Origin of the sequence: Kamptonema formosum PCC 6407, assembly GCF_000332155.1 — a bacterium.
Classification (GTDB): domain Bacteria; phylum Cyanobacteriota; class Cyanobacteriia; order Cyanobacteriales; family Microcoleaceae; genus Kamptonema; species Kamptonema formosum.
On the sequence record NZ_KB235903.1, the window covers coordinates 273,499 to 288,002 of the forward strand.

13 protein-coding genes are annotated in these 14,504 nt (G+C 42.6%); 3 read left to right on the forward strand and 10 right to left on the reverse strand.

Annotation, left to right across the window (positions count from 1 at the left end; translation table 11 throughout):
* Positions 1-57 precede the first annotated feature (57 nt).
* Complete coding sequence (locus OSCIL6407_RS0106335) at positions 58-456, reverse strand: gamma-glutamylcyclotransferase family protein (RefSeq protein WP_007356644.1); 399 nt, start codon at positions 454-456, stop codon at positions 58-60.
* A 228-nt stretch (positions 457-684) separates the two neighbouring features.
* Between OSCIL6407_RS0106335 and OSCIL6407_RS0106340 the strand changes: the two genes are divergently transcribed.
* Complete coding sequence (locus tag OSCIL6407_RS0106340; protein WP_007356643.1) at positions 685-1,284, forward strand: VOC family protein; 600 nt, start codon at positions 685-687, stop codon at positions 1,282-1,284.
* 143 nt (positions 1,285-1,427) lie between these two features.
* On the opposite strand, the gene OSCIL6407_RS0106345 is transcribed toward OSCIL6407_RS0106340, so the two are convergent.
* The 5 genes from OSCIL6407_RS0106345 to hisG all read right to left on the reverse strand — a co-directional run bounded on the left by OSCIL6407_RS0106345 (position 1,428) and on the right by hisG (position 8,316).
* A complete protein-coding gene (locus tag OSCIL6407_RS0106345; RefSeq protein ID WP_007356642.1) occupies positions 1,428-2,672 on the reverse strand; it encodes a bifunctional sterol desaturase/short chain dehydrogenase in 1,245 nt (414 codons plus the stop codon).
* A gap of 69 nt (positions 2,673-2,741) precedes the next feature.
* Entirely contained in the window at positions 2,742-3,368 is a 627-nt protein-coding gene (locus tag OSCIL6407_RS0106350; protein ID WP_007356641.1) for a hypothetical protein, read from the reverse strand.
* A 66-nt stretch (positions 3,369-3,434) separates the two neighbouring features.
* Positions 3,435-5,153, reverse strand: a complete 1,719-nt coding sequence (locus tag OSCIL6407_RS0106355) for a glycosyltransferase family 39 protein (RefSeq protein ID WP_007356639.1) — start codon at positions 5,151-5,153, stop codon at positions 3,435-3,437.
* Positions 5,154-5,534: 381 nt separating this feature from the next.
* On the reverse strand, positions 5,535-7,364 hold the full coding sequence (locus OSCIL6407_RS0106360) for an ABC transporter ATP-binding protein (RefSeq protein WP_007356638.1): 1,830 nt from the start codon (positions 7,362-7,364) through the stop codon (positions 5,535-5,537).
* A 307-nt stretch (positions 7,365-7,671) separates the two neighbouring features.
* Positions 7,672-8,316, reverse strand: a complete 645-nt coding sequence (hisG, locus tag OSCIL6407_RS0106365; protein ID WP_007356637.1) for an ATP phosphoribosyltransferase — start codon at positions 8,314-8,316, stop codon at positions 7,672-7,674.
* Positions 8,317-8,615: 299 nt separating this feature from the next.
* Here hisG and rppA point away from each other — a divergent pair, with 299 nt between their 5' ends.
* The gene (gene rppA / locus OSCIL6407_RS0106375) at positions 8,616-9,317 is read left to right on the forward strand and encodes a two-component system response regulator RppA (protein WP_007356636.1); all 702 of its coding nucleotides are present in this window, start codon (positions 8,616-8,618) and stop codon (positions 9,315-9,317) included.
* A 157-nt stretch (positions 9,318-9,474) separates the two neighbouring features.
* Here rppA and OSCIL6407_RS0106380 read toward each other — a convergent pair whose 3' ends face one another.
* The 3 genes from OSCIL6407_RS0106380 to OSCIL6407_RS0106390 form a co-directional block, all read right to left on the reverse strand.
* On the reverse strand, positions 9,475-10,305 hold the full coding sequence (locus OSCIL6407_RS0106380; protein WP_007356635.1) for a metallophosphoesterase: 831 nt from the start codon (positions 10,303-10,305) through the stop codon (positions 9,475-9,477).
* 68 nt (positions 10,306-10,373) lie between these two features.
* Positions 10,374-11,318, reverse strand: a complete 945-nt coding sequence (locus OSCIL6407_RS0106385) for a DUF4351 domain-containing protein (protein ID WP_007356634.1) — start codon at positions 11,316-11,318, stop codon at positions 10,374-10,376.
* Positions 11,319-11,441: 123 nt separating this feature from the next.
* On the reverse strand, positions 11,442-11,915 hold the full coding sequence (locus OSCIL6407_RS0106390; RefSeq protein WP_007356633.1) for an ABA4-like family protein: 474 nt from the start codon (positions 11,913-11,915) through the stop codon (positions 11,442-11,444).
* Positions 11,916-11,976: 61 nt separating this feature from the next.
* On the opposite strand from OSCIL6407_RS0106390, the gene OSCIL6407_RS30360 reads away from it, so the two are divergent.
* Positions 11,977-12,984 carry a leucine-rich repeat domain-containing protein gene (locus OSCIL6407_RS30360; RefSeq protein WP_007356632.1) on the forward strand — a complete coding sequence of 336 codons (1,008 nt, stop codon included), beginning with the start codon at positions 11,977-11,979 and terminating at the stop codon, positions 12,982-12,984.
* Positions 12,985-12,996: 12 nt separating this feature from the next.
* On the opposite strand, the gene OSCIL6407_RS0106400 is transcribed toward OSCIL6407_RS30360, so the two are convergent.
* Positions 12,997-14,496 (reverse strand): phytoene desaturase family protein, encoded by a 1,500-nt coding sequence (locus OSCIL6407_RS0106400; RefSeq protein ID WP_007356631.1) that lies wholly within the window; start codon positions 14,494-14,496, stop codon positions 12,997-12,999.
* Positions 14,497-14,504: the final 8 nt, after the last annotated feature.

Genomic DNA, 14,504 nt, shown 5'->3' on the forward strand with positions numbered 1-14,504 from the left:
GGGAAGATGGGGGAGAGGAAGAAGGGAAGATGGGGAAGATAATTATTAGTGGAAAATTTATGGTAGGCTGCTGTACCAACAACCGTCAGGTAGAGGAATACCGCCGAGGGAGTGAATGCGATCGCGCCACATTAAGTAAGCCCACGCCATTCCTAGAGATTGGCGATCGCGATCGAAGACTTCAATCTCTTGACGCTGATATTCGTTTTTTTCAGGGGGGCGGAGGCGATCGTAGTCTTCCAGGCGATCGAGCTCCTCTAAAATACTACTGTCAGTGAATGTGAGGACAAAGCCATACACAGTACCAACACCCGCAGTCATGGCAGGATAGCCTAGTGATAAAGCAAAAAGCTGACCGATCGCGATCGCCCCTTCAGCAGCCACAACCTTCCCCTCGCAGTAGCGCAGATAATTGCATTCCCCCGGCTTGAGAGTGCCATACACAAAGACTTTCATTAGATCCCATTTTCTTGAGCAACGACACAAACTGAGGCTCAAAAGCCTATCCGGTCTAGATTCTATAAATTTTTAATCTCAAACCCCAAATCCCAAATCCCTCGACCGGGGCTTAACCCCTGGTTTTTGTTAACATAGATGACTAGATTAATAGTCTAAGTGTTGTAAATTATTACGCACGAATGCGACTGCAATTTTAAATTAAGTTGTTTACCCCTTTTTCCGTTCATGGTTCTAGCAGTTAGTGTTATAGCTTCCGCACTCCCGCCTTTACATCTGAGTTCTTTTTTGCCATCCCTGCCACTGGATAGCTTGTTTTCGACTCAAGGCATTATGGTGATGCTTCTGGCTGCTTATGCAGTGGCGATGTGGATGTTTCTCACCAGTGCTCCCAAAGTTCACACGATCATGGTATCGGATCTCGCCCACGCCCGACAGTTCTATGAAGGTATCCTAGACCTACCAGTGGCAGAGGTTCCCCTCCACTACTACTACAACTACGAGCAAACTTTGGGGTCTACTGGCATTGACCCGCTCTACCTGTCCCCAAATGTGGGCAGAGCAGCCACAGCTTCAGCATCGGGGAACCCAGATGGTCTGTGGTATCAGTTAATGAAGAATACACAGTTACACATCATCAGCGGGGCGGGTTTGGGGCAGAAAAATCGCCAGCGGCACGTTTGTTTTGACCGCGACTGTTTGGAGCAAGTGTTGATGCGGGTACAAATGCAGGGTATTAAGTATAAGATTCGTCGCGAAAAACCGTTGAATTTCTTGGTTAAGGATTTAGATGGTCGCGTGATTGAAATGGCTGAGGTGGATAATTAGGCGGGTATTATAGTCAAGGGTCAAATAAAGAAACCGGGTTTCTGTGAAAAATTATTGTTTTCTCAATAAAATATTTATGAAGAAACCCGGTTTCTGGCGATCTAGAATTCTACTTGATAGTTTCTTTGGCTTTCTCTTCAACGTTAGATGCTTCTATTCCTTTCTTGTAAGGAATTTTTGCGACTAAAGATTTGAAAGTAGAGAGAAACACAGAATTCTTTGAGGGGAAAAATGAGCAATGTCAAGGGATTAATTGTGACGATGATGTTACGATGATCCGATTGAGCTTTTTTGACTATTTGCTTAGCTACCCAGTTTGCGGACATGATGCCGATGGGATTGAGATTGCTTTTAAAGGGGCCTAAAATTAGTTTGCGGATGACGCAGGGAGCGTCTAGGCGGCGCAATGTTACTAAGTCTCCCAAGGCACGTTTGCTAAGTTCGTAGAGGGGGCTAACTGCTGGAATTACTTCAGCTTCTGAGGTATTTACCCAGATTTCTTTACGTGCCATGTCTTCGTTTGTGCGGACGGTGGTGAGGAATAATTCGATTAGTCTGACTGCTGAGAAGGTGTTGATTTCGTAGGAGTTCGCGATCGCGTCTTTTGTTCTGTCGCCGTGTACGTTGATGCCGTGATTGATGACGAGAATATCAACTTTTTCTAGCAATTCTCCTAAGTCGGACTCTTGACTTATTTGCCAATTTATAGTATTTACAGGCAACTCTTCACCGTCTAGATTCAAGCTTAGGGTTTGCGTTCCCGATGTGAGGGCGATGACTTTGGCTCCCGCTTTGTGGAGTTGCGTCAAGAGTTCGCGACCTAGCGTTCCAGAGGCCCCAGTGACGGCGATGGTTTTGCCTTTAAGGGAAAGTGCTGTACCCATGAGTTTGTCTAGTAGGGTAATTGTACCGCAATAGTAAGCATTTTGGTTGTCGAAGTGGTGCCGCCAGTGATAGGGACGGTTGACTAACCAGCTAGAGGGTGGGGTGAGGAAGTCGCCGGGTTGATGGGTTAAGTCGGTGAGTTCGCCTGCACCTTTGAGGCCCCAGCCACGCGCGATCGCACTTAGCAAGAAACCTAATGTGTAGGTACAACCGACGAGAGCCCAGGGGTGAAAGTTTGGGGTAGCGATGTAGGCTACACCCCATAACAGTAAGCAACTGAACAGCATTACTAAGGCTTCAGGCACGTCATTACGCCAATGAGCTTGTTGGTAAATGCGATCGTTGACGGGGGTTAAATTGGGCCGAAAGACGCGGTGATGCCATACGTGCAGCCGATAGAGGGGGGGGTAAATATGGGCCAGGAAGTGGTAAAGGTCTCGCACTACTTCTGCTAATAGTACAGAACCTAATCCCCAAGCTGCTGCTATCCAATAATTTGTCATGGTCACACCGATTTTAAATTTGAGATATTACATATCATTTTGGAAGATAACTTAAAATGGGTTTTCTGGCTAGGGTGTTAATTGGCTTAAGCGTTTTAATATTTGCAAAACGCTGTACAATTCATTAGGTTGATTGCGAATTACGAATTCGTCAGATGTCGCGTACTGCGGAATTTCTCCTCTGAGTAACTTGACAAAAGTGAAGTTAGCACCCGTAGTGATTAAGCCAAAAGTAGGAGTTTCTGGATTGGGGTCGGCTAGCATATAAGCCAAGAGTTGTGCTAGTCCTTCATCAACTGAGAATGAAAGTTGTTTGGATTCTATGACTGTCACCCAAAAGTTTTTTTTCAAGATTAATATATCTATTCTACCTTCGATGATTCTTCCTTCATCTTCCTCCTGAATTTGAATTGATTTTTCTGCTCTGATGTGAAAAGGAGACACAAAAAAACCAGCAATAAACAAAATGGGGCTGACTATAGTTAGTTTAACTACAGTTTCTCGTAAAGGGGGATAGTCCAGTAAGTTAAAATATCCCTCTTGGACTCGATCTAGCTGTTGTTTTTCTATGTCAGTTATTTCTGGTAAGTTTTCTTGCCATTCTCGAAAAAATTCTGGATTGCGAACTCGCTGAAGTCCAAACTTATCGATCAAATCGCGGATGTTAATATCTTTTGCTTGGAGTTTTTGAATCATAGTCTCTCTCTTCTGCTAATAACTTATTGGAGTTATCATCCATTATAGCTAATAAATGTACTTTCACTAGAGCTTCAATTTCCACAGCCGTGCAGATTCCAATACTGGCTCTAGCTTACCTTGTTTTTGCTCAATAGCTAAGCGAAGTTTTTCCGAAGGCCGGAATACAAAGAAATCGGCATAAGCTTTAAGCAAATCAAAGTTAGGCGAATCACTTAACAGCAGTAGTTGTACATCTTGATCGAGTAAATAGCTCAAGGATATCAAATCGCCCATGTTAGTGAAATCATCGCCGCTATCAGTAATGACAAATTGGGACTTAGGAGAGACTGCATTAAGCGCATTTTTATTGACAACTCTGGCAATTTCTGCATTATAATAGCTTAAATCTTTGTTCCACCAAGTATCAGAAAAAGCGCTAACTGTACAAGAGACTATACTAGCCGTGAACACGGCAGCCAAAACAACTCGCCAGAGTCGTTGTGAAGTTTGAATTTTAGTTGCCAATAAGTAAGCAACTGCTAGCTGGATTCCCGGAAAACAGGATACTAGGTAGCGGCTGACAGCAGACCGCTTGCCACCTAATATTATATCTGGCAGGGCAAGTATAAGAAAAGGGGCAAAAACTGAGGTGAGAATAAATAGGTTAGTTGAACGGTTAGTGTAACGGTATATTTGGTAAATCGCCCCAAGAATTAGGAGGAGAAATGGCAGCCTTAGTAGATAAGTCCAGACACTATCAAAGCCAAAGTCTAGGTCTACAAATATGGCTGTAAAACTGAGGAGCCAAAGTTTTATAAGATAAAGGAAGCCTGGGGATACTTGAGTCCAACCCGTTGTATCTGATGCGCGTTGAAAATTAGTTATGAGTACGAATAACCAAGGGATATAAAGAATAATTGCGGCTATTACTGCTAATGAAAATTGATAAATATAAGAGTTTTTACTTAAATTGAATACACCCCTTCCTAATCCTCCCCTTGGTAAGGGGATGGTTCCTGATAGACCAGGTGAGGTTTCATAATCAATCGAGCTGAAATCTCTTGTATTTAAATCGCCTTGGCTTGGGAAATTATTAATAAATAATCGACGACAAATAAGGAACGATCCTTGTCCTATTAGTGTGAGAGCAAAGAAAGGATGGGTATATAAACCGAGGGAGATCGAGAGTGCATAAAAGCCCCAATTTTTCCAACTCTGTAAGCGCATTACTCTTAGAAGCAACCAACTACTACCAATAACTGTTACTGTCAGCAAGCTGTACTGTCTTGCCGTCTGAGCATATAAGATATCAAAAGGAGATAAAGCTATAAAAGCTGTTGCCAATAACGCCACCAAATGTGAGGAAAAAAGTTCCCAAGCCAAGGCGTACATTAGGGGAAATGCTAGTAAACTTAATAATGCTGCTAAGGTGCGAGATGCTGTTAAAGAACTGCCAAAATGTTGCATCCAGAAACGAGCTAGGAGAAAGTATAATGGGGGATGTTGCGGATCTTCAGTTACCAATGAGTGAATTGTATCGGTGGCTGTAGTTTCTGGTTTCAATCTTTGATATTTTTGCAATTCAGAGGCGGCGATAATGCGATTTTGAAATAAGCTATTATCAATTTCTTGACGGGTGAATCCAGCCGCTCGCATTGATGTATAAACTTCATCATGCCAGTATAATTTATGGTCGATTTTAAAGAAGCGAAATCCTATACCTAAAAGGATGATGATTACTAATAAAATAATTGCTAACTGAAGATTAATTTTGCTAATAGATCGATCGGATGTAGATGCCATGCTTAAATCTAGTAGTCGGTGAGTAGATGATATTGTAACAGCGATAGCTGGTCTCGGAATGATATAATTCAAACCTCAAACAAAATTGCGTTGAAAAGTTCTACAAGTTTCAAATCAGAAAATACTGGCAATTTTCATCTGCTGACTAGAAAATTCAGGATATAAATGTTTCAATCGGCACAGATGTTTTACAATCAAGAGGACTTACGCACCCAACCAAAGAAACCGGGTTTTTTGACGAAAATACTTAGTTTTTACTCACAGATTCTCTCAAAAACCCGGTTTCTGGGATTCTATGCGTAAGTCCTATATCAGTATCAATTTAGATCGAGCACATCAAAAAGTTGACTAGCAACTTTTTGATTTCTTGAAATTGTGCTGTTAATTCCCTAGCATTTGCAACTTGTATAAACTCGCATACAGTCCATCTTGCTCTAACAATTCATCATGGTTTCCAGACTCTACTAATTGTCCTCGCTTCAGGACTAAAATTCTGTCAACATTGCGAATTGTTGATAGCCTGTGAGCAATAATGATAGCTGTCCTACCGACAAGCATCCGATCTAATGCCTCCTGAATTAAAGCTTCTGTCCCGACATCTAAGCTAGCTGTTGCTTCATCTAGTACCAAAATTTCAGGGTCGCGAATTGCCGCACGCGCGAAAGCTAATAACTGCTTTTGTCCGCCGGAAAGATTAGTTCCGCGCTCCCGCAATTGAGTGTTATAACCTTGAGGTAACTGTTCAATTAAACTAGCTACATTCGTCTTTTCTGCTGCTGCTTGGATTTCCTCAATTGAGTAAGTTTCACCAAGGCTAATATTGCTTTTGACATCGCCAGCAAAGAGAAAACCGTCTTGCAAAATCACGCCTATGTGCCGCCTTAGTTCTGCTTGAGGTAACTCTCGAATATCTATACCATCAACAAGAATACGGCCGCTAGTGGGTTCGTAAAGACGACAGAGGAGGCGGATAATCGAACTTTTACCAGCGCCAGTCGGGCCAACTAAAGCTACTTTTTCACCGGGACGAATGGTAAAATCTAAATCTTTGAGTACGTATTCATCTTGTTTGTAAGCAAACCAGACGCGATCGAAACTAATTTCACCACTTTTAGAATTAGTAATTGATAATTGCTGATTATCTTTTTCTTTCCTGACGGGATCGCGAATCTCTACAGGTTCATTAAGAATGTCATTGATGCGTTCAACTGCGGTAAATCCTGCTTGTAGGGAGGTGAACTTTTCTGCAAATTGCCGTAAGGGATCGAAGAGGCGCTGAGCAAACAGAATAAAGGCAGAAAGTGTGCCAAAATAAAGATTACCTTCTAAAACACTTTGACCGCCCATCCACAAAACGGCTGCGATCGCGACTAATGCAATCCACTCTAATGTAGCAGATACAGCCGAATCGTAAAAGATGGTTTTATCAACTGCATCGATATAGCGACGGTTGGTAGTGCGAAATAATTCGGAGTTGAACTGTTCGCGGCGAAATAATTGGACTACGCCAATACCACTTAGGTTTTCTTGGAGTTGTGAGTTAAGACCTGAAAGTTCTTCCCTAGCTTTATAGTTTTCTTCGCGATATCGCTGCTGAAAATAAATAATCAGTGCGGTGACTGGTATCATCATCAGCACGAGCATTAAAGCTAGTTGCCACTGTAAGGTAAACATGGCGATGGCAATCACTACAATTGAAAATAAATCGCTGACAATTCCAATTGCACCTGTTGAAAATACATCTCCCAAAGCTTCTACATCGCTGGTGAGGCGGGTAATTAATTTACCTACAGGAGTGCGGTCAAAAAATCGCACTGCTAAAGAAAGTACGTGGTCAAATAAATCATTGCGAATATCTGTGGTGATTTGCTGACCTAATTTAGTGACTAGGTAGCCTTGAAGTGATTGCAAACCTAGACGCAAGGCTATTGTTAATAGCAATAGTACACCTAGAAAATTCAACCCTTGGGATAAAGGCATTCCTTGCAAAAATTTATAGGTAGGTTCTGACCGAATTAGCGAAATTGCCTGCCCGATAACGATGGGTTGAATTGCTCCCGATACTGACAGGGGTACTAATAAGAAAATAGAGACTGCCAGCAACCGTTTGCTACGAAGGGCATAAGGTATTAGCCGCTGGAATAATCGCCAGTCTGTTTCACGGGGCGAGTGTTTTTTTGAGGTGTCTTTCAGGGGTGATAAGCTGGTCATTTAAAATCTATGCAGTAGTTTGGCAAAAAAGCACGCTTTTCTAATGTAGAGCTGGAGGTTATATTGCGCTCCTTGAAGAAATAGAGATTTATATTGTATCTCAAAATTGTGATATCGTGCAGAGTTTATCCGTTTAGTTGAAAGTTACAATCAGGACTTATACGCGCTCGCAGTACGGCTGCCATCTTGGCAGTAGAGTCAACGCCAAGATGGTGGCGTTACGGATAGTTTTGCGTAAGTCCTAACAATACCTTGGTAAGAGCATCAAAATAAGTTTTGAGGGTGGGCAATGCCCACCCTGCTAAGTTTATACTGGGGTAAGAATTTGAGCTCTCAGTTTTTTAATCAACTCATCAAAATCTCCCACATTCAACCGATAACTCAAAGGATGAGCAATTAAATAAGCTGTACTTTCAAACAAAACTTCAATCTCAATTAAGCCATTTTCCCGCAGAGTGCGGCCTGTGGAAACTAAATCAACAATTGCCTCGGACATCCCCGTAATTGGCCCTAATTCAACGGAACCATAAAGGGGTACAATTTCGACAGGCATATTCAAATTGTGAAAATGTTCTCTAGCACAGTAGACAAATTTAGAAGCAACTCGACCGTGAGGTGGTAATTCCACAGTCCGCCGATAAGGACTAGATTCTTTCACTGCTACTGATAGGCGACATTGACCAAATTTTAAATCAATTAAGTTAGCAACTTTTGGTTTTTTCTCCCGCAAAACATCATAGCCGACAATCCCAACTTGAGCTTGACCGTATTCTACATAAACGGGTACATCTTGAGCTCTTACCAGTAAAGCTTTAGCTGTATTGGTGGGGTCAGAAATTTGAAGTTGGCGATTAGATGAATCTAGAAAAGCACTGAAGTCTAATCCCACAGATTGTAACAGCCGAATGCTGTCAACTAATAAAGCGCCTTTAGGAAGTGCAAAGGTAAGCATAGGAATTTGTGATGGCAAGTAAGTCAATTTTGGATCGGCGCGATGCCTACGGCTGGCTACGCCTACGCAGCTTAGCGTCAGCAGCTTTTACCGAAACTACAATAACATAGAAGAAGGGACTAGGGGCTAGGGACTAGGGACTAGGGAAAGAGGGGGAGAGGGGGAGATGGGGAGATAGGGAGGATGGGGGAGATGGGGAGGATGGGGAGGATGGGTAATTAGCAATTAGCAATTAGCCATTAGCAATTAGCAATTAGCCATTACCAATTACCAATTACCAATTACAATTAAAAATCTGCATGAAAATTCTATTAGTTGATGATGAAATTGAGCTGACAGACCCTCTAAGTCGAGTGCTAACTCGCGAAGGTTATGAGGTTGATGTGGCTGATAATGGAGCAACAGGAAGTGAGTTTGCTACCCAAGGAAACTACGATTTACTGATTCTAGATTGGATGTTACCAGGAAAAACGGGATTGGCAATTTGTCAAAAATTGCGATCGGAAGGTCGGGCTACACCTGTGTTATTTCTGACTGCAAAAGATACTCTAGACGATCGCGTTCAGGGACTTGATGCAGGTGCTGATGACTATTTGGTGAAACCATTTGAATTGCGGGAGTTGTTGGCAAGAGTTAGAGCTTTGTTGCGGCGACCTTCGATTTTAGAAACAGGTTCGTCGAACTTTTCTGGAGATAGCAACCGTTTGCAGGTTGCCGATTTAGAACTAGATTTTGAAAATCAGTTAGCTTATCGCCGAGGGAGAACAATTGATTTATCAGAAAAAGAATGCCAGCTTTTAGAATATTTGATGCGCCATCCCGGTCAACTATTGACTCACGAACAAATTCACCAATATTTATGGCCAGATGGGGAAAAACCGAGTAGCAATGTATTGGCAGCTCAAATTCGTTTATTGCGTCGAAAGATTGAAGCCGCAGGCGATTTGCCCCTGATTCATACTGTGTATGGTAAGGGATATCGATTAGGAGAAGGAAGCTAGTCTGTTCACGGGACTTACTCACATAGGACTTACGTTCATGGCTCCAGAAACCGGGTTTTTGAGAGAATCTGTGAGTCTAGGCGAAGTATTTTCGTCAAAAAACCCGGTTTCTTTCCGGGCGGCGTTACGTAAATGGTCAAATTTATTAAGTTAATTTTTACTTACTTACTAAGGTGATGATTGTGACTTCTGGGGGACAAAATAACCTTCCCGGTAAATATGTTCCTAAACCACGATTAACATAAAGTAAGTTGCTGCCTACTTGATGCAATCCACTGGCCCATTCCCAATGATTAACTACTCGCTCGCCCATTGAAAAATAAGAGATTCTATGCTTCACTGATTTAGGAATCATACGACTAATTGAGTCTATCCAGATTGATACAGGCCCCAATCCGGGAATGACGATTTGACCGCCGTGAGTATGACCGGATAGTTGCAAATCTATGCGCCACTTTTGCAATTTTTCAGCACTATCGGGATTGTGGGATAAGACAATGCGAGGGATATCTGGATTTATTGATGCCATTGTATCGTCTGGTAGGAAATTCCGATCCCACAAATCCGCTAAACCAACTAATGCTAATTCTGAGCCTAAAGGATAGACTGTTTCATTATATAATACTTGAATTCGGATGTTAGTTAAAGCGTTAGTAACTTCTGTTTTTGCCCCTTGGTAAAAGTAGTCATGGTTGCCAAGTATGGCATAAATTCCGGCGCTACTTTGTAGGTTTTTAAGTTGTTGGACGAGGCCGTGAATGGGTTGGGGTTCATCCGTGATGTAGTCGCCTGTTAAGAGGATTAGGTCTGGTTCTGCTTGGTTAGTGGCGGCGATCGCTTGTTGCAGTAAGCGATCGGATAGTCGTCGGCCGTCGTAGTGGAAGTCTGTAAGCTGTACGAGTTTGGTTCCTGCGAGTTTTGCTGGGAGGTTGGCGATCGCTATGGTTAAGCGTTCGACTCGCAGTTTGCCTGTTAATAACCTGTGCATGAATGTGAGGTTTTTTGACGGGGCCGACTATAGCTTAGCAAACGGGCGGAGAGATGCGCGATCGCTTCTCACTTATCCTGCAACCAATTTGTTAAATCAGCCGCGCTAGAAAAGTCTAATAATGCCTCACCCAAATCCTCTAATTGATCGATAGATAATCTCTGAATTTGTTCTTGTATTTCTAAATCAAGAGTACCAATTCGACGGGTAAGTAGACGTATGATTAGCGATAATTCTCCCTGTTGTATTCCTCGTTGAATCCCTCGCTCAATTCCCTGTTCAATCCCTAGCTGAATTCCCTCTTCCATCCAACTGGTGACAATTTCCATAACTCCCTCCTGTTGCCTTAATTCAAGTTTAGCAAATTCAGTATCAAACTCCTCTTTCTCCTCTGGACTTAACTTGAGGTAAGTATCAATAAATCCAGAAATTAACTGTACTTGTGCTGGATTCAGCCCTAAACTCGATAGTAAGCGCAAAGATGCTAGTTTAACAGTCGGACGTTCCCGATCTAACTTCTGCATTTTAGCCATCAATGCACTTGCTACGGGATTGCGCTGATTCTCAAAATCTCGCCACTGAAGGCGGTTAAGCTGAATGGCGCGATAGTTAAATTCTAATACAATAAAACCGGGAAATTCAACACGATGAAAATTTGGTGCTGCTAGTTTAGGCTCATCGTAGGAATAAATGACGACGGGATATACTGGCACACCATGTTTCTCGTACAGACGGGCAAAGTAGCGAAACATTCGTTTGCCAAACTCTGCTTCAGAACGTGCTTGGTGTTCAAGATGAATGATAAAGTAGGATTCCTGACCTCTAAATTGGGCTTTCACTACTAAATCAGCTTGATATTTCTCCCCAGAGGTGACATCGGTAAATATTTCGGGATTTAGAAACTCCAAGGACTCAGGTTCTAATTCTGCCGAAACATCTGGCAAAAACAGATCCACAAATTCTCTAAAGAAGGTGGAGAGGAGTTCTTTAAATAAACGGTCGTGGTCGATCATAAAATTATGATAACATATCTGGGTGGTAAAATTGTGATGAGATGCGATCGGATCTCACTTATGTTAAAGATAATAAAAAATTCCCCCTTCAAAATAGCAGGGGGTTAGAACGAGCGCAACGACTTAACTCTGTTCAACTGGCGTAGTTTTACTTACTGTCTGACCATCCTCAGAAGATGGGAAAAATTTCTGAGTTACCCCATAAGTTACAATGTGTGATAGCAATCCCATTGGGCCAGCAAACAAAGATAAAGCTAGGGAATGGATAGTCCAAACTCCTGTTCTTTGTCCTTCCCAATAAATCCACCGACCAACAAACAAATCCATCACTAAAAAATGTATCCAGCCCGTTGCTGTAGCTTTTTCATCGGCAAAAAATCGGGCAATATCTGCTAGTTTGGGATTCGAGAGAGCCGCCGCGTTTTCAGGAGTAATAGAACTGATGAACAGATATATATACAGAGCCGCTAACACCACAAATGGGATGAAGGAATTCATAACTTTGCGGGTAATTCCCCAGTTAGGCAATAAAATCATTAATGCCCAGAAGGGTAATACAAAGATGTTCGCGGCGTTGAAAATTTGCTCTGCTGTCATAGCTAGTTGTTGACTCCTGCGAGGAATATAATATTACTAGAGCTGTTAAAAATACTTTACCATGAATGAGCAAGATTTTACAGATTGGTGTTTGAATAAAGGAAATCTTTCCGCAGGGGCTAGATATACTGTGGATTTACTTTTGCAAGTAAGTGAAGTTTCTGACTGCAAGCAAGCTGGGGAATTTTTGGCAAATCTTACAGAACTTAATCTTAAACGTAGTCAAGTTAATGATATTAGCCCTCTTTCCTCTTTGACTAAGCTTACTAAGCTGAATCTGGGTAGTAATTCCATATCAGATATTAGTCCTCTCCAATCTCTGAGTAACCTGACAACACTAATTCTAGATGTCAATCAAATATCAGATATTAGTCATCTGGAATCTCTTACAAATCTTACTGAACTTGTCATTGATACTAATCAAATATCCGATATTAGCCCTCTGACTAAGTTAACTAAGTTAACTACACTTATTCTTTTTGATAATCAAATATCAGATATCAGCCCTCTGGAATCTCTCACAAATTTAACTACTCTCATTCTCTATAATAATCAAATTAATGATATTAGTTCGCTTGCAGGATTAACAAATTTAACTACTCTCTATCTTTATGAAAACCAAATCTCAGATATTAACCCTATTGCCAACCTGAAAAAACTTAAGAATCTACTAATTTTTAGCAATAAAATATCAGACTTGAAGCCGTTGGCATTTCTAACCAATCTTACTAAGCTGGTACTCTTTAATAATCAAATTTTAGATATAGATTCCCTATCTTCTCTGATTAATTTAACTGAGCTTAATCTGGGGAATAATCAAGTATCAGATGTTGGCGCACTTCAATCTTTAACTAATCTTTCTGAGCTTTACCTCTTCAATAATATGATTGATAATATTGCTCCTTTGCAATCTCTAACAAATTTAAGTTGGCTGGATCTATTCAATAACCAAATATCAGATGTAGATCCTCTTCAATCTCTTAGTAATCTGTCTTTTCTCGATCTGCGCCGCAATCCGATCGCGAACAAAGTTTGCCCTGTGAATCCAGCTACTATCTGCCGATTTTAGCTATTTTATTACTTACAAAAATTGCGCTGTCTGGCCCGGCGATAGCAATGTGTTAGCACATATAATACCAGAGGCGGCAACAGCAGGAACGCCAATTCCCGGCATAGTGCTATCACCGACGCAGTATAAACCGCTGATGGGGGTGTGGGGCCCTGGAAATGTGCCTTTACCGGCGGCGATCGCGGGCCCGTAAGTTCCTTGATAGCGCCGCAAGAAACGGGCGTGAGTTAGGGGCGTGCCAATCATTTCTAGGACTATGCGCGATCGCACATCTGGTATAATTTTTTCTAAGGCTTGGAATAGAGACTGCGATCGCTCACATTTTCTCTGTTGATAAAATTCGTCCCGTTTCCAGTCTGCAAAGGGTTCCAGGGTGTAAGCGTGAATGGCATGATGTCCAGGCGGGGCCAGGTTTGCATCCCAAACTGAAGGAATTGAGATCATGCAAGTGTTCCCAGGTGCGGCGATATCCACGTCGCGATCGCGGACAACTACGTGATGGCCCGTCAAACCCTCCAACCCATCTGCCCGAATGCCCAGATGCAGGTGCATGAAACTGTCTACAGCGGGCGTTGCTAGGGCCTTCTGGCGGTAAGAAGCGGGCAAATCTGGCGATCGCAACAATTTAGTGCAAGTATCCCAAATCGTCGCATTCGAGATGACAATCGGTGCTTTGAGGATTTCACCGCCGCGCAATCGGACTCCCGTAACTTTGCCCGATTCTACCAAAATTTGCTCTACGTGAGCGTTTAAGCGCAATTTTCCGCCCCAACGGGTTAAACCTCTGACCAAAGCATCAACGATCGCAGCACTCCCACCGATGGGATACTCTATTATAGACCGCGATCGCTCCCCAAACATAAAAGCTATCTCTGGCGCGATCGTCCCCTCCGCCTTCAAACCCGATAGCAGAAAGCATTCTACATCAATTAACCGCCGCACCCAAGGATCGCGCACCTCCCGATCCGCCAACTGTCCAACGGAATTGCCGATCGCACCTATAACTGGCAATAACTTCAATAAAGACGGCCAATATCGGGTCAATAACAGGGGAATTAATTGCCAATCGGCCCGCAGCGCGATCGCTGGAATCCCTTCTAAAGCGTCGTAAATAGTTAACAAACTTTGTTGAAATTGCTCTAATTCCCTCGCGCCTTCAGGTGTAAACTCAGCCACAGCTTGTAAATAGCGATCGCTATTCCCATAAACTGGCAAACTTCCCTCTGGAAAATGATAATATCCCAGCGGATCGTAGGCGATCGCATCCACAGATTCTCCCAAAATATCCAACACTTGGCGCAAAGGATTGCGCGAATTGCGATCGGTCAAACCGCAGTAAAACGAAGGGCCAGAATCAAAGTGAAAACCTTGACGCGAGAAACTATGGGCCGCGCCACCAGCAATTGTATGACTTTCGCAGGCGATCGCGCGTTTCCCGCACCTCGCCAGCATCGCCGCAGCGACTAATCCACCAATACCACTACCAATCGCGATCGCATCAAAATCTTCCATCAATCAAA